Annotated in this window: 22 protein-coding genes and 1 riboswitch; of the genes, 10 read left to right on the top strand and 12 right to left on the bottom strand. The window is 60.7% G+C overall.

Features of this window, described 5'->3' with window-relative positions; genetic code table 11:
* Window positions 1-113: 113 nt before the first annotated feature.
* Window positions 114-1,895 carry a flavin monoamine oxidase family protein gene (locus tag ABTV87_RS27290; protein ID WP_085608878.1) on the top strand — a complete coding sequence of 594 codons (1,782 nt, stop codon included), beginning with the start codon at window positions 114-116 and terminating at the stop codon, window positions 1,893-1,895.
* A gap of 390 nt (window positions 1,896-2,285) precedes the next feature.
* On the opposite strand, the gene ABTV87_RS27285 is transcribed toward ABTV87_RS27290, so the two are convergent.
* Window positions 2,286-2,786 (bottom strand): hypothetical protein, encoded by a 501-nt coding sequence (locus ABTV87_RS27285; protein WP_433898635.1) that lies wholly within the window; start codon window positions 2,784-2,786, stop codon window positions 2,286-2,288.
* A 331-nt stretch (window positions 2,787-3,117) separates the two neighbouring features.
* On the opposite strand from ABTV87_RS27285, the gene ABTV87_RS27280 reads away from it, so the two are divergent.
* Window positions 3,118-3,669 (top strand): cytochrome b, encoded by a 552-nt coding sequence (locus ABTV87_RS27280; RefSeq protein WP_433898634.1) that lies wholly within the window; start codon window positions 3,118-3,120, stop codon window positions 3,667-3,669.
* A 32-nt stretch (window positions 3,670-3,701) separates the two neighbouring features.
* The gene (locus ABTV87_RS27275) at window positions 3,702-4,280 is read left to right on the top strand and encodes a YceI family protein (RefSeq protein ID WP_045121911.1); all 579 of its coding nucleotides are present in this window, start codon (window positions 3,702-3,704) and stop codon (window positions 4,278-4,280) included.
* A gap of 140 nt (window positions 4,281-4,420) precedes the next feature.
* On the opposite strand, the gene ABTV87_RS27270 is transcribed toward ABTV87_RS27275, so the two are convergent.
* The 4 genes from ABTV87_RS27270 to ahcY all read right to left on the bottom strand — a co-directional run bounded on the left by ABTV87_RS27270 (window position 4,421) and on the right by ahcY (window position 9,916).
* Window positions 4,421-6,289: a DEAD/DEAH box helicase gene (locus ABTV87_RS27270; RefSeq protein WP_221535403.1), complete on the bottom strand. Its 1,869-nt coding sequence runs from the start codon at window positions 6,287-6,289 to the stop codon at window positions 4,421-4,423.
* A gap of 222 nt (window positions 6,290-6,511) precedes the next feature.
* Window positions 6,512-7,324, bottom strand: a complete 813-nt coding sequence (locus ABTV87_RS27265) for a substrate-binding periplasmic protein (RefSeq protein ID WP_433898633.1) — start codon at window positions 7,322-7,324, stop codon at window positions 6,512-6,514.
* Between the two features lie 147 nt (window positions 7,325-7,471).
* Window positions 7,472-8,317 carry a methylenetetrahydrofolate reductase [NAD(P)H] gene (gene metF, locus ABTV87_RS27260; RefSeq protein ID WP_085608882.1) on the bottom strand — a complete coding sequence of 282 codons (846 nt, stop codon included), beginning with the start codon at window positions 8,315-8,317 and terminating at the stop codon, window positions 7,472-7,474.
* A gap of 189 nt (window positions 8,318-8,506) precedes the next feature.
* Window positions 8,507-9,916, bottom strand: a complete 1,410-nt coding sequence (gene ahcY / locus ABTV87_RS27255; protein WP_007959684.1) for an adenosylhomocysteinase — start codon at window positions 9,914-9,916, stop codon at window positions 8,507-8,509.
* Window positions 9,917-9,939: 23 nt separating this feature from the next.
* A riboswitch (S-adenosyl-L-homocysteine riboswitch) is annotated at window positions 9,940-10,038 on the bottom strand.
* Between the two features lie 197 nt (window positions 10,039-10,235).
* On the opposite strand from ahcY, the gene ABTV87_RS27250 reads away from it, so the two are divergent.
* Both ABTV87_RS27250 and ABTV87_RS27245 read left to right on the top strand, forming a co-directional pair.
* Window positions 10,236-10,643 (top strand): acyl-CoA thioesterase, encoded by a 408-nt coding sequence (locus ABTV87_RS27250; protein WP_007959686.1) that lies wholly within the window; start codon window positions 10,236-10,238, stop codon window positions 10,641-10,643.
* 73 nt (window positions 10,644-10,716) lie between these two features.
* Window positions 10,717-11,604, top strand: coding sequence for a formate/nitrite transporter family protein (locus ABTV87_RS27245; RefSeq protein ID WP_433898632.1), 888 nt, complete (start codon window positions 10,717-10,719; stop codon window positions 11,602-11,604).
* Here the strand turns inward: ABTV87_RS27245 and ABTV87_RS27240 are convergent, their stop codons facing one another.
* Window positions 11,605-12,870, bottom strand: a complete 1,266-nt coding sequence (locus tag ABTV87_RS27240; RefSeq protein WP_039767965.1) for a cation:proton antiporter — start codon at window positions 12,868-12,870, stop codon at window positions 11,605-11,607.
* Window positions 12,871-12,975: 105 nt separating this feature from the next.
* On the bottom strand, window positions 12,976-14,145 hold the full coding sequence (locus tag ABTV87_RS27235; RefSeq protein WP_007959692.1) for an MFS transporter: 1,170 nt from the start codon (window positions 14,143-14,145) through the stop codon (window positions 12,976-12,978).
* A 219-nt stretch (window positions 14,146-14,364) separates the two neighbouring features.
* Between ABTV87_RS27235 and ABTV87_RS27230 the strand changes: the two genes are divergently transcribed.
* The gene (locus tag ABTV87_RS27230; protein WP_127800354.1) at window positions 14,365-15,198 is read left to right on the top strand and encodes an EamA family transporter; all 834 of its coding nucleotides are present in this window, start codon (window positions 14,365-14,367) and stop codon (window positions 15,196-15,198) included.
* Window positions 15,199-15,235: 37 nt separating this feature from the next.
* Complete coding sequence (locus ABTV87_RS27225; protein WP_007959694.1) at window positions 15,236-15,619, top strand: MAPEG family protein; 384 nt, start codon at window positions 15,236-15,238, stop codon at window positions 15,617-15,619.
* 169 nt (window positions 15,620-15,788) lie between these two features.
* On the opposite strand, the gene mltA is transcribed toward ABTV87_RS27225, so the two are convergent.
* Complete coding sequence (gene mltA, locus ABTV87_RS27220; RefSeq protein ID WP_221535818.1) at window positions 15,789-16,973, bottom strand: murein transglycosylase A; 1,185 nt, start codon at window positions 16,971-16,973, stop codon at window positions 15,789-15,791.
* Between the two features lie 128 nt (window positions 16,974-17,101).
* On the opposite strand from mltA, the gene ABTV87_RS27215 reads away from it, so the two are divergent.
* Window positions 17,102-17,551, top strand: a complete 450-nt coding sequence (locus ABTV87_RS27215; RefSeq protein WP_085608888.1) for a c-type cytochrome — start codon at window positions 17,102-17,104, stop codon at window positions 17,549-17,551.
* A 40-nt stretch (window positions 17,552-17,591) separates the two neighbouring features.
* Here the strand turns inward: ABTV87_RS27215 and ABTV87_RS27210 are convergent, their stop codons facing one another.
* Both ABTV87_RS27210 and ligB read right to left on the bottom strand, forming a co-directional pair.
* Window positions 17,592-17,987 carry a DUF1090 domain-containing protein gene (locus tag ABTV87_RS27210; RefSeq protein ID WP_221535819.1) on the bottom strand — a complete coding sequence of 132 codons (396 nt, stop codon included), beginning with the start codon at window positions 17,985-17,987 and terminating at the stop codon, window positions 17,592-17,594.
* A 98-nt stretch (window positions 17,988-18,085) separates the two neighbouring features.
* Complete coding sequence (gene ligB / locus ABTV87_RS27205) at window positions 18,086-19,762, bottom strand: NAD-dependent DNA ligase LigB (protein WP_433898631.1); 1,677 nt, start codon at window positions 19,760-19,762, stop codon at window positions 18,086-18,088.
* Window positions 19,763-20,098: 336 nt separating this feature from the next.
* Here ligB and ABTV87_RS27200 point away from each other — a divergent pair, with 336 nt between their 5' ends.
* A complete protein-coding gene (locus tag ABTV87_RS27200; protein ID WP_103387456.1) occupies window positions 20,099-21,061 on the top strand; it encodes an IS110 family transposase in 963 nt (320 codons plus the stop codon).
* Window positions 21,062-21,134: 73 nt separating this feature from the next.
* Here the strand turns inward: ABTV87_RS27200 and metK are convergent, their stop codons facing one another.
* Window positions 21,135-22,325 carry a methionine adenosyltransferase gene (gene metK / locus ABTV87_RS27195; protein ID WP_007959699.1) on the bottom strand — a complete coding sequence of 397 codons (1,191 nt, stop codon included), beginning with the start codon at window positions 22,323-22,325 and terminating at the stop codon, window positions 21,135-21,137.
* A gap of 18 nt (window positions 22,326-22,343) precedes the next feature.
* Window positions 22,344-23,339 carry an ArsR/SmtB family transcription factor gene (locus ABTV87_RS27190; RefSeq protein WP_085608890.1) on the bottom strand — a complete coding sequence of 332 codons (996 nt, stop codon included), beginning with the start codon at window positions 23,337-23,339 and terminating at the stop codon, window positions 22,344-22,346.
* A 271-nt stretch (window positions 23,340-23,610) separates the two neighbouring features.
* Between ABTV87_RS27190 and tkt the strand changes: the two genes are divergently transcribed.
* On the top strand, window positions 23,611-25,608 hold the full coding sequence (gene tkt / locus ABTV87_RS27185; protein ID WP_221535732.1) for a transketolase: 1,998 nt from the start codon (window positions 23,611-23,613) through the stop codon (window positions 25,606-25,608).
* The last annotated feature ends 41 nt before the right edge of the window (window positions 25,609-25,649 follow it).

The raw sequence follows: 25,649 nt of genomic DNA, 5'->3' as shown, positions 1-25,649 counted from the left end.
GGCCGATAGACGTCGCTGGCGGCGTTTTGATGGCTGACGTATTCTTCGCGGTTCTTTGGGTCGTCTGACCCGCAAAACTGCATTTTCCTACGTGTTTTTCCGGAGTTCGCTGAATGTCTGTCGGTTGGCTGCGCGCCTGTGCGCTAGTGGTGTTGGGGCTGTTTAGCGTTACGGCGCTGGCCAAGGATAAAACCGCAATCGTGATCGGCGGCGGCCTGTCGGGCCTGACGGCGGCTTACGAACTGCAGAACAAGGGCTGGCAGGTCACGCTGCTGGAAGCCAAGCCGAGCCTGGGCGGTCGCTCGGGCATGGCCACCAGCGAGTGGATCGGCAACGACAAAACTCAACCGGTGCTGAACAAGTACGTATCGACCTTCAAGTTGAACACCACGCCAGCGCCTGAATTCGTACGGACTCCGGGTTACCTGATCGACGGCGAGTATTTCTCCGCCGCCGACCTGACCACCAAACAGCCTGCTACGGCCGAAGCGCTGAAGCGCTACGAGAAAACCCGTGACGATCTGGCGCGTTCGATCGACGACCCGCAGAACCCGGCCGCGACCAACACCCTGCACGCCCTGGACCAGATCAACGTTTCGAGCTGGCTCGACAAGCAGAACCTGCCGGCCACCGCGCGTCAGCTGATCAACCAGGACATCCGCACCCACTACGACGAGCCTTCGCGCCTGTCGCTGCTGTACTTCGCGCAGCAGAGCCGGGTGTATCGCGGCGTGTCCGACCGTGACCTGCGCGCTTCGCGACTGGTCGGTGGCAGCCCGGTGCTGGCCCAGGCCTTCGTCAAACAGCTGAAAACCATCAAGACCGATTCGCCGGTGTCCGCCATCACCCAGGACAAGGACGGCGTGACCGTCAAGGTCGGCAGCGTGGGCTATTCGGCAGACTACGTCGTGCTGGCGGTGCCATTGCGCGCCCTCAACAAGATTCAGCTGACCCCGGCGCTGGATGCCCAGCACCTGGCTGCGATCAAGGGCACCAACTATGGCTGGCGCGACCAGATCATGCTGAAGTTCAAGACGCCTGTGTGGGAAAGCAAGGCGCGGATGTCCGGCGAGATCTACAGCAACACCGGTCTTGGCATGTTGTGGATCGAGCCAGCCCTGAAGGGCGGCGCGAACGTGGTGATCAACCTGTCCGGCGACAACGCCCGCGTCATGCAGGCCTTCGGCGACAAGCAGATGGTCGATCAGGTGCTGATTCGTCTGCACGCGTTTTATCCACAGGCCCGTGGCTCGTTCACCGGCTATGAAATCCGTCGCTACAGCACCGATCCATCGACCGGCGGTTCTTACCTCGCCTTCGGTCCTGGCCAGATCAGCAAATACTGGCGTCTGTGGGAGCGTCCGCTGCAACGCGTAGCGTTTGCCGGCGAACATACCGACACCTTGTACCCGGGCACCCTGGAAGGCGCACTGCGCACCGGCCAGCGCGCGGCCAGTCAGGTTGAAGACCTGGCGGCGGGCAAATCCTTCGAACCGGCCAAAGTCGGCCCGGCAGCAGCCACCGCCGCAGCGGCAGGTGCAGCGGGCGCGGCAGTGGCGGCGAAGAAAGGCAACTTCTTCACCAACCTGTTCGGCGGTTCGGACGACGACAAGAAACCAGAGCCAGTGAAAGCGCCAGAGCCGGCACCTGCTCCAGCCGCCCCAGCGCCTGCACCGACCCCGGCCCCTGCGCCAGCCCCGGTGGAAGCACCGAAGCCAGCAGCTCCGGTGAAAGCCGAGCCGGCGAAGAAAGCGGCAGCCAAGCCAGCAGCGAAGAAACCGGCGGCCAAGACCGAAGCGAAAAAACCTGCAGCGAAACCTGCGGCGAAAAAAGCTGAACCGGCGAAGAAGTCAGCGGCCAAACCGGCGGCAACCACCGAGACGAAGGCTCAGTAACCTTCAGGCTTAAAAAAAAACGCGGCTCAATGGCCGCGTTTTTTTATATCTGAATCTTTGGCCGGTTTTTGAAGGACACCACAGTCCTACATACATCGTCGATCTATCGGATGCTTCCCACAGAAATACAGGAAAGAGGCGATTGAGGGCGCTTCAGCTTGATTCTATGTTCTTCAATAAATTTGGAGGGCGATATGAAAGCAGTGGTTCTGATTGCTATGTTGGTAGCATTGTCCGGCTGTGTGGATGGTCGGTTGGTACTTAAAGGCCATGATTCAGAGTTGGCCCATAAGTGTCGGATAGATCCATATAAGCCCGACTGTCTCGATCCACCACCGTTGTTCAAAAGTTCTTGAATCCGGGTTTTCTTGCCACGGTTGGAGAAACCATTCAGGAAAACGTCCATTCATAAACTTCTATCCCGTCCGGCAGTTTTCTCAGCCATATTGGTTTTGGCTTCGGGAGGCGGCCAGGAACGAAGCCGAAGCGCGCCCAGCGCACGCCTCCCGTGCGTTGGTCATAAATCACCAGATTTCCATCGTTCTGAATGACCAGACAAGTGTTGTACCAAAGCGATTTGTCGATGCTGTGTGTACTTTCGGCAATCCATAATCGTTTTCTCGAAGCATCATAAAGAAAACCGTTATTGCTGATCACAAACTGCAGGGGCTCACGCATTTTTTTCTGATGCAAAGTAATGCTATGAGCTTGGTGCGCATCTGCGATCCAGATTACAGCCTCTCCATCCTTGATTAACAAGTTGCCGTCGGCTTGCAATATCAAGCGGAATCGTCCGTTCTCGGATGTCAGAAACTGTCCGGGCGACATAGTCTGATTGGGCGGTAATACGGGTGATCCAATTGCTTGAAATGGGATGTAACGAATAGCCATGTTTTCCACCTTTGAGAGGAGTTATCGAGCACCCATTCAATCAAGGTGAAATACACAAGTGGCTATACATATTGCTTGGCTGAAACAATTTTTTCCTTGTCATTGCCCCTTCAGAGAAAACGGTCTTGCCCCGAGCGCGGCCCCTACGAGCTCAGCAGATTTCGCGCAACCTGCGCCTGACATCGCGACACAAAATCGTCTTTAATCTTTCCTTAACTCCCCTGTTCAAGACTCTTGATCGTATTTCTCGATATTTCAAAGCGAAATTTTCCGCTTTAATTCGATAGATAACTCGCTAGTCTTGGTTCGCAGTTCTCATAGGATTTGGGCAATGCAGCTACGTAACTCTTCTTCGCGCTACGGTTGGGTCAGCATCTTCATGCACTGGGGCGTGGCGCTGGTGGTCTTCGGGCTGTTCGCGCTGGGTCTGTGGATGGTGGGGCTGGATTACTACAGCACCTGGCGCAAAGACGCGCCGGATCTGCACAAGAGCATCGGTCTGGTGCTGCTGGGTGTGATGGTGTTGCGGGTGTTGTGGCGCTTTGTCAGCCCACCACCGCCAACGCTGCAAAGCTACAGCCGCATGACCCGCATCGGCGCCAAGTTCGGCCATGGGTTTCTCTACCTTGCGCTGTTCGCCGTGATGATTGCCGGTTACCTGATTTCCACCGCAGACGGTGTCGGGATCCCGGTGTTTGGCCTGTTTGAAGTTCCTGCACTGGTTTCCGAACTACCGGATCAGGCAGATACCGCCGGTGTGATTCATCTCTGGCTGGCATGGGCGCTGGTAATTTTTTCCGGCCTTCATGCGTTGGCAGCATTGAAGCACCACTTTATCGATCGTGATGCGACCCTGACACGAATGCTGGGACGCAAAGCCTGATGTTCAACCTCGACTCCAAAGGAAAACAAAGCATGTTGAAAAAGACTCTGGCCGCTCTGGCAATCGGCTCTGCCGTCCTGTCCGCCAACGTGATGGCCGCTGACTATGTGGTTGATAAAGAAGGCCAGCACGCCTTCGTCGACTTCAAGATCAGCCACCTGGGCTACAGCTTCATCACCGGTACCTTCAAGGACATCGATGGCAAGTTCAGCTTCGACGCTGCCAAGCCTGAAGACAGCAAGATCGAGTTCAACGTGAACACTGCCAGCGTGTTCACCAACCACGCCGAGCGCGACAAGCACATCGCCAGCGCTGACTTCCTCAACGCCAGCAAGTTTGCCAAGGCGACCTTCGTCTCCACCAGCGTCAAGTCCACCGGTGCCAACACCGCTGACGTGACCGGCGACCTGACCATTCTGGGCGTTACCAAGCCAGTGGTCGTGAAGGCGACCTTCCTGGGCGAAGGCAAGGATCCATGGGGCGGCTACCGTGCCGGCTTCGAAGGCACCACCACCATCAAGCGTTCCGATTTCGGCAAGCAGAAAGACCTGGGTCCGAAGTCCGACGCGGTCGAGCTGTACGTTTCGTTTGAAGGTGTGAAAGCGAAGTAATTTTCGCCGGCCACACAAAAACGCCCCCGGTCTTGCGATCGGGGGCGTTTTTTATTGCCTGCCGTAACGCTCGTCTCGGCGGCGCGCAAAAAAAATGCCCCGGTTTTCAGGCCGGGGCATTTTTCATTGCAGTGGAAAACTCAGCGATTGCGGGTCAGCAAGGCCGGTTTTTCACCGCGTGGGCGGCTTGGCAGTTGATCCAGCTGCTCAGGCGTCGGGAAGCGGTCGGCTTTCGACTCCTTGTGCATGATCTTCGGTCCGCTGCTGCGCGGGTTCTGCACGGCCGGTTCAGCGCGTTGCTGATCGTCACGGGCCGGGCGGCGGTTGCGCGAGTTCTCATCGCGACGACCCTGACCGTCACGCGGGGCACCGTTGCGTGGGCCGCTGCGCTTGCCTGGCGGAGTGCCGGTGCTCGAACCGTTGCTGTTGCGTGGGCCGTTCTGGCGACCTTGTGGCTGACCGCCGCGTGGTGCGCCCGAACCTGCGCCTTGCGCCGGAGCGCCCGGGCGACGGTTGCGACCTCCGGCCGGCGCCTGCTTCGGCACGTAATCAACGCGGTTACCGAAGTTATCGATATCGTCGTCGAGGAACTCGTCCGGAGCACGGTCAGCTGCGGCGCGTGGCGGCTGGCTTGGCTGGCGCTGTTCGCGGGCCGGAGTGCCTTCACGCGGCTTTTGTTGACGGGCTGGACGCTCGCCACGCTCACCGGCCGGTTTTTCCTTGCCCTTGTCTTTGCCCTTGTCTTTACGACCGCCGCCACCGCCGCCGCCATTCGGGCCGTCGCCGCGTGGGCCACGGGCATTGCGCGGGTTGCGCATGTCCGGACGCTCACGGGCTTCCGGCTTCTCGGCCTCGATGGTGCTGGCATCGAAGCCCATCAGGTCGCCGTCGGCGATTTTCTGCTTGGTCATGCGCTCGATGCTTTTCAGCAGTTTTTCTTCGTCCGGTGCGACCAGCGAGATCGCCTCGCCCGAACGACCTGCCCGGCCGGTACGGCCGATACGGTGCACGTAGTCTTCATCGACGTTCGGCAGTTCGAAGTTGACCACGTGTGGCAACTGGTCGATGTCCAGGCCACGGGCGGCGATATCGGTCGCTACCAGAATGCGCACTTCACCGGCCTTGAAGTCGGCCAAAGCTTTGGTGCGGGCGTTCTGGCTCTTGTTGCCGTGGATCGCCACAGCCGGCAGGCCGTGTTTGTCCAGGTACTCGGCCAGACGGTTGGCGCCGTGCTTGGTGCGGGTGAACACCAGCACCTGTTCCCACGCGCCGGCGGTGATCAGGTGGGCCAGCAGCGCACGCTTGTGGCTGGCCGGCAGACGGAACACGCGTTGTTCGATGCGCTCGACCGTGGTGTTCGGCGGCGTCACTTCGATGCGTTCCGGGTTGTGCAGCAGCTTGCCGGCAAGGTCGGTGATGTCTTTGGAGAAGGTCGCCGAGAACAGCAGGTTCTGACGCTTGGCCGGCAGGCGCGCGAGGACTTTCTTCACGTCGTGGACGAAGCCCATGTCAAGCATGCGGTCAGCTTCGTCGAGCACGAGGATTTCAACGTGGGACAGATCGACGCTGCCCTGGCCGCACAGGTCGAGCAGACGACCCGGGCACGCAACGAGGACGTCCACGCCACGGGACATGGCCTGAACCTGTGGGTTCATGCCGACGCCGCCGAAGATGCAGGCACTGACGAATTTCAGGTCGCGGGCGTAGATCTTGAAGCTGTCGTGAACCTGGGCCGCGAGTTCGCGGGTCGGGGTCAGGACCAGCACGCGCGGCTGGCGCGGGCCGTGACGCTGGGATTTGTCCGGGTGGCCGTTGGGGAACAGCCGCTCCAGGATCGGAAGGGCGAAACCGCCGGTTTTACCGGTACCTGTCTGTGCCGCAACCATCAGGTCGCGACCTTGCAACACGGCGGGAATGGCCCGCTGTTGCACCGGAGTAGGCTCGGTATAGCCCGCATCTTCGATAGCGCGGACCAAAGCCTCGGAGAGACCGAGGGAAGCAAAGGACATGAGTAATCCTGTTTCAGTTAGGGCTTGGCCCAATGGGAGTCTTGCCTGGCGCGAATGGCGTTTAAGAGGACGCAATCCCGTCCGGTCCTGCTGCGGTTCCGAAGGCACGTCCGGAGCGCTCGCGCGGGCTGAAAAGCTGCGCTGTAGCGGGTCGGGAGGCCTGTTACGGTTCCGGGCGTCCGGGCGTGAGCCTGGCGGGAACGCCGGAGTATAACAGAGCAATCACTGCGCGCCGCTTTCCTGCTGCTCAACGGTTTTGCCGCTGGCGGTGGCGGTGCCCAGCGGCGCCGTCAGGGCGGGGGCCGCCCCGTAGCGGGCGCTGAGCTCGGCATAGGCCGGTTCGCGCTTGAAACGCTTGAGTTCGGCGCCGAAGCGCTGCACCAGCAAATCCATCCCGGCATTGCGCCGCACGGCCAGAAACTGGCTCTGGCGGCTGATGACCGTGGGGTTTTCCGTGATCTTGTCGCGAATACCCAGTTCATCGAGCAAATGCTGACCCACGCGGCGATCGGTGATCAGCAGGTCGATGCGCCCGCGCACCAGTTTGCCGAAATTGGCTTCGTGGGTCGGGGCCGGTTCGCGGGTGAACAGAGTCGATTCGCGGAAGTCGGGACTGTACAGATAGCCCGGCGAGGTGCCGACGGTCAGGTCTTTGAGGTCTTCCAGGCTACTAAAAGGGTGTGGTCGCTCGTTGGCGTAGAACATCACGAACTCGACGTCCGACAGCGGTTCGCTCGGGTAGAGCAGGGTGGCGTCGCGTTCGTCGCTGTGAAAGATGTCCAGCGCGCCGTCGGCCTGGCCGGTTTCGAGCATCGACAGGCAGCGTTTCCACGGCAGGAACTGCCATTCGACTTCGATGCCCAGGCGCTTGAACACGATGGCGGTGGTTTCGTAGTCCAGACCGAGGTTCTTGCCGCCCTGTTCATAGACGTACGGCGCCCACGGTTCGGTGACGATACGCAGCTTCTCGCCCCGAGCCGCAAAGCTCAGGCAAGCAAAAACCAGCACGGCGAATAACTGCGTGATCAAAGGCATGGCTTGAGATTACGACGAGAAACGGCAAAGAGCCAGAAACTGGCCGTAGAAGCTCTGTTTCGGGCGTTAAAAGCAAAAGATCGCAGCGGCGAAAACGCTGTTGGCGTTGTCGCGGCTGCGATCTTCTGGTCTTACGGTGACGTCTTTTTAGCGCGGCAGCTTCAGGTTGTTCCAGATCGCCAGGCTCGGTTCGGCCTGGTTCATGGAATAGAAGTGCAGGCCAGGCGCGCCGCCTTGCAGCAGGCGTTCGCACATCTCGCTGACGACCTGTTCGCCAAAGCGCTGAATGCTTTGGCTGTCATCGCCGTAGGCTTCCAGCTGCTTGCGGATCCAGCGCGGGATTTCCGCACCGCAGGCATCGGAGAAGCGCGCGAGCTTGCTGTAGTTGGTGATCGGCATGATCCCCGGCACGACCGGAATGTCCACGCCCAGCGCCTGCAAACGGTCGACAAAGTAGAAGTAGCTGTCGGCGTTGAAGAAGTACTGGGTGATCGCGCTGTCGGCGCCGGCACGGGCCTTGCGCACGAAGTTGGCGAGATCGTCTTCGTAATTGCGCGCTTGCGGATGCATCTCCGGGTAAGCGGCAACTTCGATGTGGAAATGATTGCCGGTTTCTTCACGAATGAATTCAACCAGTTCATTGGCGTGACGCAGCTCGCCGCTGGTCATGCCCATGCCGGATGGCAGGTCACCGCGCAGGGCGACGATGCGCTTGATGCCGGCAGCCTTGTACTCGTTCAGCAGGCCGCGCAGGTCGTCCTTGCTGTCGCCGACGCACGACAGGTGCGGGGCGGCGGGGATTTTGACTTCGCTTTCCAGCTGCAACACGGTGTTCAGCGTGCGGTCACGGGTCGAACCGCCAGCGCCGTAGGTGCAGGAAAAGAAATCAGGGTTGTAAGTGGCCAGCTGACGGGCAGTGGCGAGCAGTTTTTCATGCCCAGCATCGGTCTTGGTCGGGAAGAACTCGAAGCTGTAGCGACGGTCTTGGGACATGGAGGGGACCTCCAGCTACAAGCTGCAAGCTTCAAGCTGCAAGAGCAGCGGAGGTGCGCTGGTCTCTTGTGCCTGAAGCTTGCGGCCTGACACTGTTTTGACAAATAGGGGCAGAGCTTTCGGGCTTCGCGCGGCAAGCTCGGCTTGTGGCCTTGCTTGCCGCTTGAAGCTTGAAGCTCGCAGCTGCTCTTAGTAGCGGTAAGCGTGCGGCTTGAACGGGCCTTCGACGGTCACGCCGATGTAGTCAGCCTGTTGCTTGGTCAGTTGAGTGACCACGCCGCCGAAGCCGCGAACCATTTCCAGGGCCACTTCTTCGTCGAGTTTCTTCGGCAGTACTTCAACGGTCAGGCGCTCGGCTTTCTGGGCTGGCGACAGGTCGGCGTACTTCTGGCCGAACAGGAAGATCTGCGCCAGAACCTGGTTGGCGAACGAACCGTCCATGATGCGGCTTGGGTGACCGGTGGCGTTGCCCAGGTTCACCAGACGGCCTTCGGCCAGCAGGATCAGGTAGTCGTCGTTCTGAGCGTCGAAAGCGCCCGGGCCGGTACGGTGGATCTTGTGTACCTGTGGCTTCACTTCTTCCCATGCCCAGTTCTTGCGCATGAAAGCGGTGTCGATTTCGTTGTCGAAGTGACCGATGTTGCAGACAACGGCGCGCTTCTTCAGGGCTTTGAGCATGTTTGCGTCGCAAACGTTGACGTTACCGGTGGTGGTCACGATCAGGTCGATCTTGCCCAGCAGCGCTTTGTCGATGCTTGCTTCGGTGCCGTCGTTGATACCGTCGATGAACGGCGAAACCAGTTCGAAACCGTCCATGCAGGCTTGCATGGCGCAGATCGGGTCGACTTCGGAGACCTTAACGATCATGCCTTCCTGACGCAGGGACTGGGCCGAGCCCTTGCCCACGTCACCGTAACCGATGACCAGCGCTTGCTTGCCGGACAGCAGGTGGTCGGTACCACGCTTGATGGCATCGTTCAGGCTGTGACGGCAGCCGTACTTGTTGTCGTTCTTGGACTTGGTCACCGAGTCGTTGACGTTGATGGCCGGGATTTTCAGCTCGCCCTTGGCCAGCATGTCCAGCAGACGGTGTACGCCGGTGGTGGTTTCTTCGGTCACGCCGTGAACGCGGTCCAGAACCTGTGGGTACTTGTCGTGCAGCAGCTGGGTCAGGTCGCCGCCGTCGTCGAGGATCATGTTGGCGTCCCATGGCTGGCCATCCTTCAGGATGGTTTGCTCCAGGCACCACTCGTACTCTTCTTCAGTCTCGCCTTTCCAGGCGAAAACCGGGATGCCGGCAGCAGCGATGGAAGCAGCGGCCTGGTCCTGAGTCGAGAAGATGTTGCAGGACGACCAGCGTACTTCGGCACCCAGGGCAACCAGGGTTTCGATCAGCACGGCAGTCTGAATGGTCATGTGGATGCAGCCGAGGATTTTTGCGCCTTTCAGCGGCTGCTCGGAAGCGTACTTGCGACGCAGACCCATCAGGGCCGGCATTTCCGACTCGGCGATGATGGTTTCGCGACGGCCCCAGGCAGCCAGGGACATGTCGGCAACTTTGTAATCGTTAAAATCTGCAGGCGTGATAACAGCGCTCATGAAGAGCCTCCATTCGTAATGTATGCGAATGGGCGCCGTTGTGCGTTTAGTGTCCGGCCTGAGCCGGTCAACGCCCCATCCGAGCCTGACAGGTTGAACCTGCTGCAGCGCCCCTCGGACAGGTGGCGGGAAAACGGTATCAAGTGAACGTTACCGTTTTGAAACGGGGGCGATTATAGCCGTCTAGACTGATCTTCCAAAGGGTTTCTGTCGGCCAGATGAAGATCGCCAATCGCGACCATAGTAGAAGCCTCATGGAGAGTGACCGCTCAGTCTGCCAAGATGGCGCCATCATTCGGCAAGACGCTCAGGAGTGAAGATGAATTTCCACACCCGCAAGTGGGTAAAACCCGAAGACCTCAACCCTAACGGCACTCTGTTCGGCGGCAGCCTGCTGCGCTGGATCGACGAAGAAGCGGCGATCTACGCCATTGTTCAACTGGGCAACCAGCGCGTGGTGACCAAATACATTTCCGAAATCAACTTCGTCAGCGCCTCGCGCCAGGGCGACATCATCGAGTTGGGCATCACCGCCACCGAGTTCGGCCGCACCTCGATCACCCTGACCTGCGAAGTGCGCAACAAGATCACCCGCAAGAGCATCCTGACCGTCGAGAAGATGGTCTTCGTCAACCTCGGCGAAGACGGCCTGCCGGCCCCGCACGGGCGGACCGAGATCAAGTACGTCAAAGACCAGTTCAAGGATGAAACACCCGTAACCGAGTAATCGCACCACCCTGGCGAACGGAAGCCGAGCGGCGCGTGTCGTAGCCTTATGACCCCGCCACCGGTTTCCCGCCATGACCACCCCAACAGACGGCAAGACCCCCGACCTCTCGGCCAAGGAACAACACGAAGTCGAGAAAAACCAGCCGCCCCGGGCGGCGGTCCTGCATGAAATCATCCGCAAACAGGGCGACCAGGAACTGGAGCGCAGCATCGCCGCGCTGTGGTGGTCGGCACTGGCGGCCGGGCTGACCATGGGCCTGTCACTGATGGGCATGGGCCTGCTCAACTCGCGTCTGCCCGAGGGCGACGAATTCAAGGTGATCGCCAGCTTCGGTTACTGCGCAGGTTTTCTCGCGGTGATCCTCGCCCGCCAGCAACTGTTCACCGAAAACACCCTGACCGCCGTGCTGCCGGTGATGACCAAACCGACCCTGGCCAATTTCGGCCGGTTGATCCGGCTCTGGACAGTGGTGCTGTTCGGCAACTTGTGCGGGACGATTCTGGTGGCGTACGTGATGCTCGAACTGCCGATCTTCGACAGCAAGACCGACGAGGCCTTCCTCGAAATCGGCCGCAAGGTCATGGAGAACCACGCGAGTCAGATGTTCGCCAAGGGCATCGTTTCCGGCTGGATGATCGCCACCATGGTCTGGATGATTCCGTCCATGGAGAGCGCGAAGATGTGGATCATCATCCTCATTACCTATCTGATGGCACTGGGCGATTTCACTCACATCGTGGTGGGGTCGGCGGAGGTGTCGTATCTGGTGTTTGCCGGCGAGTTGCCGTGGAGTGATTTCTGGACGGTGTTTGCCGGGCCGACCCTGGCGGGGAACATCATCGGCGGCAGTTTTATTTTTGCCCTGATCAGTCATGCACAGATCCGCAGTGAAAGCGGTGCGCCGAAGGAATCTGCGGATCAGGCCGAAAAGCCCGATCCGCAGCGGATCAAGAAATGATCAGTGGTGCGCGGGCTCGGCAGCGGTCACCGGCTCATCGCGGGTTGCGTGCTTGACCAGTTTGCCGATGGTCAGGCCCTGCAACAGGATCGATGACAGCACCACGATGTAGGTGATGCTCAGCAGCAGATCGCGCTCCGGGCCCAGCGGCAGGGCCAGGGCCAATGCCACCGAAACACCGCCGCGCAAACCACCCCAGGTCAGGATCCGGATAGTGCCGCGCGGCACGGTGCGCCAGCGCCGCAACAGGACGATGGCGGGGGCCACGGTGAGCAGGCGCGACAGCAGAATCGCCAACGCCAGCAGACTTGCCGCCGCCACGTGCAACCAGTTGAACGGCAGCAGCAACAGCTCCATCCCGATCAGGGCGAACAGCAAGGCGTTGAGCATGTCGTCGAGCAATTCCCAGAAACCGTCCAGGTATTTGCGCGTCATGTCGTTCATCGCCAGGTTGCGACCGAGGTTACCGATGATCAGACCGGCGACCACCATCGCAATCGGCGCCGAGACGTGCAACTCGGTGGCCATCGCCGAACCGCCGATCACCAGCGCCAAAGTCAGCATGACTTCGATCTGGTGCTGCTCGATGCTCTTGATCATCAGGTACACCAGATAACCGATCAGCCCGCCGAACAGCACGCCGCCGATGGCTTCATGGGCAAACAGCATGGCTGTGGCGCCGACGGTCGGGGTTTCACCCAGTTGCGCGATGCCCAGCAGCACGGTGAACACCACCACGGCGGTGCCGTCGTTGAACAGCGATTCGCCGACGATGGTGGTCTTCAGCGGCTTCGAGGCGTTGGCCGTACGCAGCACGCCGAGTACCGCAATCGGGTCGGTCGGGGAAATCAGCGCGCCGAACAACAGGCAGTAGAGGAAGCTCACGTGCCAGCCGAACAGGGCAAAAATGTAATAGGCGAGGCTGCCGATCACGGCGGTGGCGATCAGTACGCCGAAGGTCGCCAGCAGGCCGATGGGCCAGCGGTAGCTGCGCAGGTCGTTCAGGTTCACGTGCAAGGCGCCGGCGAACAGCAGGAACGACAGCATCCAGTTCATCAGCAGATCGCCGAAGTCGATCTGGCCGATCAGTTGCTGCACGCGTTCTTCGAGACCGGGATAACCGAGCAGGCTCAGGCCTTGCAGCAACAGGGAAAACATCAGTGCGGTAACCATCACGCCGATGGTCGGGGGCAGGCCGATGAAGCGGAAATTCACGAAAGTGAGGAGGGTGGTGAGGCAGATGAAAGCGGCGACGAGTTCAAGCATCCGGGGTCCTTTGGATGGGGGGTGAAAGACAGGGCGCCCATTCATGGACGCAAGGGTTGGATGGGCTGACGCCGGGTGGGGACACAATTGTGTCCCCCGGGAAAATCAGCCGGACACATTGACCGCAGCGACACCCCGACGTTGCAGGTAGATGAAGAACAGCGCCGTCAGCACGGTCAGCACGCCCACCAGCGCGCCGGTCCACGGCAAGTCCGCCAGGTCCGCGCCACTGGCCACCACCAGTCCGCCGATCCACGCGCCGGCGGCATTGCCGAGGTTGAACGCGCTCTGGTTCAGGGTCGAACCGAGGTTCGGTGCTTCATGCGCCTGATCAATGATCAGCAGTTGCAGGATCGGGCACAGGGCGAAGGCAAAAATCCCCCACAGCACCAGCGTGATCGCCGCCGGAACCACCGAGCGGCTGGTCTGGCTGAACGCCGCCAGAATCACCACCACCGCCAGTGCGACACCCACCAGCGAAGGCAACAGGCGGCTGTCGGCCAGGCGTCCGCCGAGCATGCTGCCGCCGGTCAGGCCGACGCCGAACAACAGCAGCATCACCGTCACGCCGTGGGGGCTGACGCCAGTGATGTCCTGCAGAATCGGCGCGATGTAGGTGAACACGCTGAACAGACTGGTGGACGCCAGCACGCTCATGCCCAGCGCCAGCAACACGTTGACCTTGCCCAGCACCTTGAATTCGCTGGCGAGGTTGGCCTTGTCCATCGGGATGTGTTTCGGCAACCACAGCCATTGGGCGAGGGCGGCGATCACACCAATCACCGAGACCGCCCAGAAGGTCGAACGCCAGCCGGCGTACTGGCCGAGCGCAGTGCCCAGCGGTACGCCGAGCACGTTGGCCAGGGTCAGGCCGGTGAACATCATCGCAATCGCCTGCGCCCGCTTGTTCGGCGCGACCAGCCCGGCGGCCACCACCGAACCGATGCCGAAGAACGCGCCGTGGCACAGCGCGGTGACCACCCGCGCCGCCATCAGCGTTGCGTAGTTCGGCGCCAGCGCGCACAGCACGTTGCCGAGGATGAACATCAGCGTCATGCCCAGCAGCGTGGCCTTGCGCGGCATGTTGGCGGTGCCGATCGCGAGGATCGGCGCACCGAACACCACGCCCAGGGCGTAGCCGGTGATCAACAGGCCTGCGTGGGGAATGCTCACTGCGAGGTCGCGGGCGACATCGGGCAGCAGACCCATGATGACGAATTCAGTGGTGCCGATGCCGAAAGCGGCAACAGCAAGTGCAAGCAAGGCGAGTGGCATGCGCAAGGTCTCTGTCGGTAGTCTTGACGCTTTGATCAGGCATACGCAGGCCGGCGACCGGTCTCGGACGAGAACGGGGCAGGCAGGAATTATTGGAATTTATCTGTGCGCAACTGAGTGCGGCGTGGTCGCTTGCAGTATAAACAGCTGCTGACACATCGCGAATCAATAATCTGACTAATTGGCTCAGGCTCAACAACAAGAATCAAGGAGTGGCACGTGCTGGCGACAGCTCTGGTGTTGGTGGCGGCGCTGTTGCACGCAGCGTGGAATACGTTGATCAAGTTCAGCGCCGAGCGGCTGCTGGTGGTGGCCTGCATGGACACCGTGGCGCTGTTGTTCGTCGCGCTGGCGATCCCTTTCATCAGCCTGCCGCCGCCGGAAATCTGGCCGTGGATTCTGGCGTCGGCGGCGTTCGAACTGCTCTATCGCTATCTGTTGATTCAGGCTTATCGGGTCGGCGATCTGGGGCTGGTCTATCCGTTGATGCGCGGACTGTCGCCGCTGGTGGTGCTGGCGCTGACCCTGATCTTCGCCGGCGAAGTGCTGACCACCCAGCAGATCTTCGGGATCATGTTGATCCCGCTGGGCATGGCTTGCCTGCTCTGGCAGGGCGGCGGCGGGAAACACTTGCCGTGGTCGATGCTGCCGGTGGTGGCGCTGATCGGCTTGTGCATCGGTTGCTACACCTACATTGATGGCCAGGCGTTGCGGCGCTGGTCGCATCCGCTGGATTACCTGGTCTGGGTCACGCTGCTCAGTGCCTGGCCGTTTCCGATGCTGGCGTGGGTGGCCAAGCGTCCGGCGTTCATGCTGTTCTGGCGAGAGCAATGGAAGCTGGGACTGGCGGTCGGGTTCTGCGTGTTGTTCAGCTACGCTCTGGTGCTGTGGGCGATGCAGTTGGGCTCGATTGCCGAAGCGGCGGCTTTGCGTGAAATCAGCGTGATTCTGGTGGTGCTGTTCGGCATGCGTTACCTGAAAGAACCTTTCGGCCGGCCGCGGCTCTTAGCCTGTGGGCTGGTGCTGATCGGCATGCTGGTGATGAAGTTCTGACCCGCCAACACTCTAAAAACTGAAGAAGGACGGCGTTATGACGGTGGCTCTGTGGTGCGTTTTGATTGCGATCTTTCTGCCCTACCTGTGCACGGGCGTGGCCAAGGCTGTCGGTGGGTATCGGCTGAGCGACAATCACGATCCCCGGGATTTTCTCGAAAGCCTGAACGGCGTGGCGCGACGTGCCCATGCGGCGCAACTGAACAGTTTTGAAGTGACGCCGGCGTTTGCGGCGGCGGTGATCGTTGCGCACCTGGTCGGCACGGCAGAGCTGGTGACGGTCAACGTGCTGGCGGTGCTGTTCATCACCAGTCGCCTGCTCTACATCATTTGCTATCTGGCGGACTGGGCGATTCTGCGATCGCTGGTGTGGTTTGTCGGGATGGGGCTGATCGCTTCGTTCTTCTTTGTGTCTGTCTGATTCTTGAGCGCTGCTACTTGCCTCTTCGTCGGATCGCCGCCCGGAGCAAGCCCGCTCCCACAGGGTTCTCTGGTGCACACAGGATTTGTGCTCGCTATTGATACCTGTGGGAGCGGCGGTGCGACGATTCGACTTGCCCGCGAAGGCGATAGCTCAAGCGCCGAGGCGCTTAAGGTTTGTCCTTCACCGTGTCGGCGACTTGGGGCACTTGCGGCAACGCCGCACCTTTTGGCCAGAGCATCCAGATCTGCCCTTGCTGCTTCATGTCGCCGGCCAGTTGCCCGGCGGCATCGCCGGTGCCCCAGAACAGATCCGCACGAACTTCGCCGGCAATCGCGCCGCCGGTGTCTTGCGCAGCCACCGGGCGTACCAGTGCCGTGCCGTCCGGGCGGGTGGTCGACAGCCACAACAGGCTGCCCAGCGGAATCACCTTGCGATCCACCGCCGCGCTGTAACCGGCGGTCAGCGGCACATTCAGCGAGCCGCGCGGGCCTTCGTTGCTGTCCGGGTTGCGGGTGAAGAACACGTAGCTCGGGTTGCTCGCCAGCAGTTCCGGAATGCGCGACGGGTTGGCCTTGGCCCAGTTGCTGATCGCTCCCATGGTCACTTCTTCTTTTTTCAGCTCGCCTTGTTCCACCAGCCAGCGGCCGATCGGCCGGTACGGGTGACCGTTCTGGTCGGCGTAGGCGATACGCAGTTGCCGGCCGTCATCGGTCTGGATCCGCCCCGAACCCTGAATCTGCAGAAATTGCAGGTTCATCGGATCGGTCAGCCACGCCACGACCGGCGCCTTGACGCCCTGGCTTTCGATGGTTGCCGCGTCGTCGTAAGGCTTGAGCACGCGACCTTCGAGGCGTCCGCGCAGGCGCTTGCCTTTCAGTTCCGGGTAAATGCTGTCCAGCGACACAATGATCATGTCTTCGGGCACGCCGTACACCGGCACGTTGGCGGTGGCTGTTTGTGTCAGGCTGCCGGGATAGACCGGTTCGTAGTAGCCGGTGATCAGACCGTTGGGGTTGTCGTTCTCGGCGCGCAGGCCGAACACGTCGAGGTTCTGCTTGAGGAAGGCGCGGATGTCGCCGGCTTTTTGCGGCACGTTGGCGGCTGCCGCACAGGTCGCGCCCCAGACCGGGTCAGCCTTGAGCCGGGTGCAGGCGCTGCGCCACGAACCGAAACCGGCCACCAGGTCGCTATCGGACACTGCCGGCAGGGCTTCCCAGGTGGCGCTGGAATACGTGGCCAGGGCGTGGGTTTTCGGCTTGGCGCTGTCGCCACCGGTGCAGCCGGCGAGGATTGCCAGCAGCGGGAGGGTCGCGATAAGCGGATGACGCCAGGCCTTGAAACGGCTGTTCATGGAGAATTTCCTATGCCGGTTGCAGAAGTGCTCCATGCGCTCAAGCAACCCTTATTGTTAATAGGGCTATTGGTGTTTGGCGGTGACCCGAGGATACTGGCCGCCGATTTCCGTGACCTGAAGCCACCATGACTCTTAAAAGAATTTCTGTTGTATTGCTGGCCTGTCTGACCTTGTCCGCCTGTGGCGGTGTCGACCCGAACTCCCCGCTGGGTCAGCGCAAGGCGATCTTCAAGCAGATGCTCAAGACCGGCGAAGACCTGGGTGGCATGCTGCGCGGACGCATTGCCTTCGACGGGCCGAAATTTGCGGAAGGTGCGGTCAAGCTCGATGCGTTGTCCCATGAGCCGTGGAAGCATTTCCCGCAGGTGCGCGAAGAAGATCACACCAGCGCCAAGGACGATGTCTGGCAGAAACAGGCCCGCTTCCAGGAAATGGCCCGCACCCTTGAAACGGCCACCGGTGAACTGGTGATCGCCAGCAAGGTTCAACCCTACAAGGCCAGTAACCTGGGGCCGGCCGTGCAGAAAGTCGAAGATGCCTGCAGTGCCTGCCACAAAGAGTTTCGCGACCACTGATGTTCAAGGGATCACAGCTTGGCCGTGATCCCCGGCTTTCTCACTTGTCGAGTTCGTCCAGCGCGTCCTGCAATTCCTTGCGCGATTCGGCGAGCTTGTTCTTGCGCTTGTCGATCTTCTCCGGATCGCCTTTCTTCATGGCCTTGTCCAGATCAGCCTGACGCTTGCTCACTTCGTGCTTGGCGTCGAGCACCTTGTTTTCGCGTTCTTTCTTCAGGCCGGCGTCGGTGCAGTGTTCGGTGACTTCGCGCAGGGCGGTTTCGAGGCCGGCCTGCTGGTCGGCGTTGCCGCGGGACTTGGCCTGTTCGATCTGGTTGACGATGCCCTGCTTCTTGGCGGCACAACCGGTCAGGCCCGGCGCGTCTTCGTCGGCCATCACGGGGGCGGCGAGGACTGCGCAGAAAGACAGCAGGGCGAGCGGTGCGAGAAATTTCATAAAAGCTCCATGTGCAAAGGCAATCGGGTCGGTGAAGCACTGCGCTGTTGGAGCGCTCCGGCGGACATTGGGTTCCCGGCGGGCCGGGGATCGCGTGTTCAGAAGCCGTCGACGCCGGCGGCTTGCAAGGTTTCACTCAGGGCCAGTACCTGCGGGTCGCGAAAAAAGGCGCTCAATTGCGCCGCGCGGCCCGGGCCGATTCCGGCTTCTGCCTGCCATTGTTCGGTATTGCGTTGTGCCAGCGCCTGCCATGAATCGGCGAGTGTTGCCTGACCGGTCGGTGGCAATCCCAGGGCTTTGAGCCACTGCAGGAACGGCCGTTGGCGGGCGCTGTGAAAACTGTGCAGCAGGCGGGCACTGCTGCGCTCGCCGAGACCGGCAATGTTAGCAAGCTCCGGCCCGTCGAGGGTCAACCAATCCAGCAGGCTGTTCAGGCGGCCTGTTTCCAGAAGTTTCTCCCAGGTGCCGCGACCGACATGGGGCATGGCCAGTCCCTGCTTGCCGCTGAGCCAGGTCAGGCGCGCGAGGAACTGGCTTTCGCAGCCCGGTGTCGGTTGCCAGCAGCTCAGGGCGTGAAAGTCGCTGGCGAGCGGAATGGTCAAATCGGCGCGTTCGGTACTGCGCAGTACCACGCTGTCGAGGCGCGGGATCGTCAGCCCGGCCAGGCTGATTGCGACCTGATCGCCGGGGCGAATGTCCAGTTCCTGCCAGCGTCTGAGTGAACTGACGCTGACCCGTTTGATCTGCCGGTCATCGAGCATCACCGGCGACAGTTCGAGCACTGGTGTAATGCGCCCGGTGCGGCCGATCTTGAAGTTCACCTTGCGCACATCGGCCAGCACTTGGGCGAAAGGGTATTTCCAGGCGACAGCCCAGTAGGGCGGACGGGCCTGCCAGCGCTCCGCCGGTGGCCGCAGGCTCTGACGCAGGACCACGCCGTCCGTGGCGAATGGCAGTGGCGAGCGATACCAGTGATCGCGCCAGTGTTGCGCTTCGTTCAGGCTGGCGACGGCCTGGGTGTAGGGCTCCGTGGTAGGAAAACCGAATTGCGCCAGAGCGGCGATCCGCTCGGGTAATTCGTTCGGCCCTTGCGGCCAGTCCCAGACAAACAGCCCGATGCCGGCAGCGTGTTCCGCGTCCAGATCCTTGCGCCCCAGCAGCCCGGCCACGGTGGCGCGGGCGTTGGCGCTGCCGGCAAGTGCTTGTTTATGTCCGCTCAAGCGCCAATAGAGTTCGCCTTGCACCAGCAGATCCTGCGGTTGCTTCAGCTGCTGCGGAATGGCTCCGATCTTTTTTGCTGAAGTCGTCCAGTCCTGCCCGCGAACTCCATCCCCGCGACTGATCGCCTGATGCAGTCGACCGTCGCGATAGATCAGGGTGACCGCTACGCCATCGACCTTGGGTTGTACCCAGACGTTTTGGCGGTCGCGCAGCCAGGTGGCGATGTCTGCCGTATCGTGAAGTTTGTCCAGACCGGTGTGCGCGACCGGGTGCGCAACCGGGCCTGATGCGGTGCGTACCGGCTCGGGTGGTGAGGGAAGTTTGAAGCACCGGCGCCATTGGTTCAGGCGCAAGCGTGACTGATCGTAGAGCTCATCGGCGATCACCGAGCGGCCTTCGCGATGATAGGCGTCGTCCCAGCGATCGATCTGTTGTTGCAGGGCGGCGACTTCGCTTGATGCCCGGGCGGCGGCCCAGTCGGGGCAGTCGGCAGCGAAGGTGTTGAGGTGGAAAAACGGCAGGAAAAACAGAATCAGGCGAAATGTGGCAAGCATTGTGAGCGTCCTTGCTCAGGGAGAAACTTGAAGGCTAGGCGAGGATCCGTTCTTGAGAGAGGTGGGTGTTTTGCGAGCTGTTTCCATTCTGAATGTGGTGTCGCTGATTCGGGCCTCTTCGCGAGCAAGCTCGCTTGTATGTTTAGACTTGAAGGGGTGGGCGGGACTAAAAGCTCGATTCCGACTCTAGCCAGTACGGACCGTGGGAGACTTCTCGTCCCGCCCTTTCTACCTAAAGCGCCGATAAGGAATTCATCGGTAAAACCGACGATAGAGGCAAGCCAGCGCTACGGTAGACCCCGACAAGCTCTTAAACCCTAGCTCCGAGGATTCGTCATGACAATCCTTACCTCGCCAACGGTGATTGGTGTCGATGTGGCCAAGGCCGAAATCGTTGTTTATCGCGAAGATCTGGAAATTACCCAGGTCATCAACAATGACCGCACGTCTGTAGGTCGTTGGCTGAAGACCTTGCCCGCACAAAGCTCGATCGCCCTGGAAGCCACTAATCTCTACCACCTGGACACGGCCGAACTGGCCCATGGTATGGGGCATCGGGTTTACGTCGTGGACCCTTACCGGGTGAGCCATTACCGCGAAAGCATCGGTCAGCGTGCAAAAACCGACCCTTGTGATGCACGTCTTCTGGCGCGTTATCTAACCAGTGAACAGCACCGGCTGCGGGTCTGGAGCCCACCACCACGGCACTACACGGTGTTGAAAAGTCTGCTTAACAAGCGTGCGCAGCTGATGAAGGCCCGAGTCAGTATCATGCTGAGCTGGTCAAACGAACCTCTCCTTGAAGATCTTTTGGCCCATGGGTTGGAGCATTTCAAACAGCTTGATCAGGCCATTCAGGAATTACTTCGCAAAGTCAGCCAAGAGGCCGGCATTAGCGAAAACATCAGACGCTGCAAAGCGATTGAAGGGATTGGTGAACTCACGGCAACGGGCCTGGCAACTACGTACATGCGAGGTGAGTTCGCCAGCGCCGATGCGTTCATCGCCTTTCTGGGATTGGACTTGAAGGCAAAGGACTCAGGCAAGAAACACAGTCCTCGCCACTTGAGCAAAAAAGGTGACGGGGAATTACGGCGTCTTGCACACAATGCAGCTATGGCAGCTTGCCGGTCCCCTGTTTGGAAACCGTTCTATGAATCCTATCTGGCAAGAGGTCTAGCCAGAACTCAGGCTTTGGTCATCCTCGCCCGTAAGCTTTGCCGGGTGGCATTCGCCCTCATGAAAAATCAGAGCGAATACCAACCGAATCTAAGATTGCAGGGTTCCCCTGCAACATAGAATCTCCCACAAGATACGAATGAAAAAGCCCCGCACGGCGAACCGTGCGGGGCTGCTTGTACCGCCAGGAAAATTACAGGCCGGCAGCGGAACGCAGAGCGTCGGCGCGGTCGGTTTTTTCCCAGGTGAAGGTGGTGAAGGTGTCTTCGCCAACGGTCTTGGTCTGCGGAGCACGGCCGAAGTGGCCGTAGGCTGCGGTTTCCTGGTACATCGGGTGCAGCAGGTCCAGCATGGTGGTGATCGCGTATGGACGCAGGTCGAACACTTCGCGGACCAGTTTGATGATCTTGTCATCGCTGATCTTGCCGGTGCCGAAGGTGTTCAGCGAGATCGAGGTAGGCTGGGCCACACCGATCGCGTAGGAAACCTGGATCTCGCAACGCTCGGCCAGGCCGGCAGCGACGATGTTCTTGGCAACGTAACGGCCAGCGTAGGCAGCCGAACGGTCAACCTTGGATGGATCTTTACCGGAGAACGCGCCACCGCCGTGACGGGCCATGCCGCCGTAGCTGTCGACGATGATCTTGCGACCGGTCAGACCGCAGTCACCTACCGGGCCGCCAATGATGAACTGGCCGGTCGGGTTGATGTGGAACTGGGTGTCCTTGCTCAGCAGTTCGGCAGGCAGCACGTGCTTGACGATCAGCTCCATCACGCCTTCGCGCAGGTCGTTGTACGACACTTCAGGGTTGTGCTGGGTCGACAGAACCACGGCGTCGATACCGACAACCTTGCCGCCTTCGTAACGGCAAGTCACTTGCGACTTGGCGTCCGGACGCAGCCAAGGCAGCAGACCCGATTTACGGGCTTCGGCCTGACGCTGCACCAGCTGGTGCGAGAAGGTGATCGGTGCGGGCATCAGCACGTCGGTTTCGTTGCTGGCGTAGCCGAACATCAGGCCCTGGTCGCCGGCGCCCTGATCTTCAGGCTTGGCGCGGTCGACACCCTGGTTGATGTCAGGGGACTGCTTGCCGATGATGTTCATCACGCCGCAGGTCGCGCCGTCGAAGCCGACGTCGGAGCTGGTGTAGCCGATGTCGCAGATCACGTCACGAACGATCTGCTCCAGGTCGACCCAGGCGCTGGTGGTCACTTCACCGGCAACGATGGCCACGCCAGTCTTGACCAGGGTTTCCACCGCAACGCGTGCGTGCTTGTCCTGGGCGATGATGGCGTCCAGCACTGCATCGGAAATCTGGTCGGCGATTTTGTCCGGATGTCCTTCAGACACGGACTCGGAGGTGAAGAGGGAGTATTCGCTCATCTCGATGTTTTCCTGAATTTACCGATGGTGAGTGTCGCCAGCCGGTCGCTGAAAATGGCGGACCTGGATCTGGAAACCATTACGTAAGCCTACATAGAGGCTTTCCCCGGGAACGAGTCCCGCAGCGGTGGCCCAACGGGCCAGATCGTCCTGTTCAAACCCCAACCACAGATCACCGCAGGCCTCCCTGGCCCAACTCTGGTTGTGGCTACATAACTCTGTCACGAGCAGGCTACCGCCCGGTTGCAGCAGGCTGGCCATGTGCTTGAGCGCTTCGGCCGGCGCGGCGAAATGGTGCAACACCATGTTCAACACCACGCAATCGGCCTGAAGGCTTGTGCCATTCAATGCATCGGCCAATTGCAGGCTGACGTTAGCCAGCTGTTCACGTTCACATACCTGGCGGGCCAGTTCGAGCATCGCCGCGCTGTTGTCCAGTGCGGTTACGGTGCCGAAGCGACGCGCCAGTTCCGGCAGGAATGCACCATCGCCGGGGCCGACTTCAATGGCCGTGGCAGCGCCATTGAAATTCAGTTTGTCGAGCAGGGCCAGCACGCTTTCACGGTACTGCGGCAGGCCGGCAATCAAATCCTGCTGGGCGCGGAATTTCTCCGCGACCCGGGCGAAAAAGTCCTGGCTATTGGCCGCGCGTTGCCCGTGGACCTGTGCGATCCGGGCTTCCACGTCGGCTGGCAGCGCCAGATTGTCGACTTCTTCTAACAACGCCGCGTGCAACTTGCCGCCCAGCAACTCGGTGTGGGGCAGGGCGCGGCGATAGAACACCGCATTGCCTTCACGGCGAGTCGCCACCAGATCCGCCTGCGCCAGCACTTTAAGGTGATGGCTCATGCCGGACTGGCCGATATCGAAAATCTGCGCCAGTTCCAGTACGCCGAACGAGTCGTTGGCCAGGGCGCGCAATACATTCAGCCGCAGCGGATCGCCGCCGGCCTTGCACAGGGCCGCCAGCTCGTCGCAATCGTCATGGCGAATGGAAGGCACACGTAAGTTCATAGGGCTGGCAGTCTAGTGACGGCCTGAAAGCATCGCAAGGTCTATATCAAAAAGTTTTGATATTGCTCGATGGATGGCGCATTCGATTGCACTTCTCACCGCCCGGTTAACTCTACAAACGAACAGCGGAAAGGTTTCACCAACCGAAACCGATGTTATCCATGGGAAAAACGCCTCCGGATGACTATCTGTCATTGCCCCGAGGCGCTCGGGTGAGGGAAAATGCCCTCCTTTTTTCCGTTTCAATCTATTCACACCCAGGAGATCAGCGATGCCTAGCCGTCGTGAGCGTGCCAACGCCATTCGTGCCCTCAGCATGGATGCCGTGCAAAAAGCCAACAGCGGCCATCCCGGTGCCCCTATGGGTATGGCAGATATCGCCGAAGTGCTTTGGCGCGACTACCTCAAGCACAACCCGAGCAATCCATCGTTCGCCGACCGTGACCGCTTCGTGCTGTCCAACGGCCACGGCTCGATGTTGATCTACTCGCTGCTGCACCTGACCGGCTACGACCTGTCGATCGACGACCTGAAGCAATTCCGTCAACTGCACAGCCGTACCCCGGGCCACCCGGAATTCGGTTACACCCCGGGCGTTGAAACCACCACCGGCCCGCTGGGTCAGGGTCTGGCCAACGCTGTGGGCTTCGCCCTGGCTGAAAAGGTACTGGGCGCGCAGTTCAACCGTCCTGGCCACAACATCGTCGACCACCACACCTACGTGTTCCTGGGTGATGGCTGCATGATGGAAGGCATTTCCCACGAAGTCGCTTCCCTTGCCGGCACTCTGGGTCTGGGCAAGCTGATCGCCTTCTACGATGACAACGGCATCTCCATCGATGGCGAAGTCGAAGGCTGGTTCACCGACGACACGCCGAAGCGTTTCGAATCGTACAACTGGCAAGTGATTCGCAACGTCGACGGTCACGACCCGGAAGAGATCAAGACCGCCATCGAGACCGCTCGCAAGAGCCCGCTGCCGACCCTGATCTGCTGCAAGACCACCATCGGTTTCGGTTCGCCGAACAAGCAAGGCAAGGAAGATTGCCACGGCGCCCCGCTGGGTGACGCGGAAATCGCCCTGACCCGTCAGGCGCTGAACTGGAACCACGGCCCGTTCGAAATCCCGGCCGACATCTATGCCGAGTGGGATGCCAAGGAAAAAGGCCGCGCCGCCGAAGCCGAGTGGGATCAGCGTTTCGCTGCCTACTCCGCCGCGTTCCCGACCGAAGCCAATGAACTGATCCGTCGCCTGAGTGGCGAGCTGCCGGCCGACTTCTCCGAGAAGGCCGATGCCTACATCGCTGAAGTCGCGGCCAAAGGCGAAACCATCGCCAGCCGTAAAGCCAGTCAGAACGCCCTGAACGCGTTCGGCCCGCTGCTGCCGGAAGTGCTGGGCGGTTCGGCTGACCTGGCCGGTTCCAACCTGACCCTGTGGAAAGGCTGCAAAGGCGTCAGCGCCGAAGACGCCAGCGGCAATTACATGTACTACGGCGTGCGCGAATTCGGCATGACCGCGATCATGAACGGCGTTGCCCTGCACGGCGGTCTGGTGCCTTACGGCGCGACCTTCCTGATGTTCATGGAATACGCCCGCAACGCAGTGCGCATGTCCGCTCTGATGAAGCAGCGCGTGATCCACGTCTACACCCACGACTCCATCGGTCTGGGCGAAGACGGCCCGACGCACCAGCCGATCGAGCAACTGACCAGCCTGCGCAGCACGCCGAACCTCGACACCTGGCGTCCAGCCGATGCCGTTGAATCGGCCGTGGCCTGGAAAAACGCTCTGGAGCGCAAGGACGGCCCGTCGGCGCTGATCTTCTCGCGTCAGAACCTGCAGCACCAAACCCGTGATGCCGGCCAGATCGCCGACATCCGTCGTGGTGGTTACGTGCTGAAAGACTGCGCAGGCGAGCCTGAGCTGATCCTGATCGCTACCGGTTCGGAAGTCGGTCTGGCCGTTCAGGCCTACGACAAACTGACCGAGCAGGGCCGCAAGGTGCGCGTGGTTTCCATGCCATGCACCAGCGCGTTCGACGCTCAGGACGCCAGCTACAAGCAATCGGTCCTGCCGTTGCAGGTTGGCGCGCGTATCGCGATCGAAGCGGCTCACGCCGACTTCTGGTTCAAGTACGTGGGTCTGGAAGGTCGCGTGATCGGCATGACCACCTACGGCGAATCGGCTCCGGCTTCGGCACTTTTCGAAGAGTTCGGCTTCACCCTGGAAAACATCCTGGGTCAGGCTGAAGAGCTGCTGGAAGACTGATCCAGAAAAGGTGTCGCCTGAACTGACGCCTTCGCGGGCAA

The organism is Pseudomonas sp. PSE1(2024), assembly GCF_050990555.1.
GTDB lineage: Bacteria > Pseudomonadota > Gammaproteobacteria > Pseudomonadales > Pseudomonadaceae > Aquipseudomonas > Aquipseudomonas aphyarum.
This window is presented reverse-complemented; position numbering and strand designations above follow the sequence as displayed.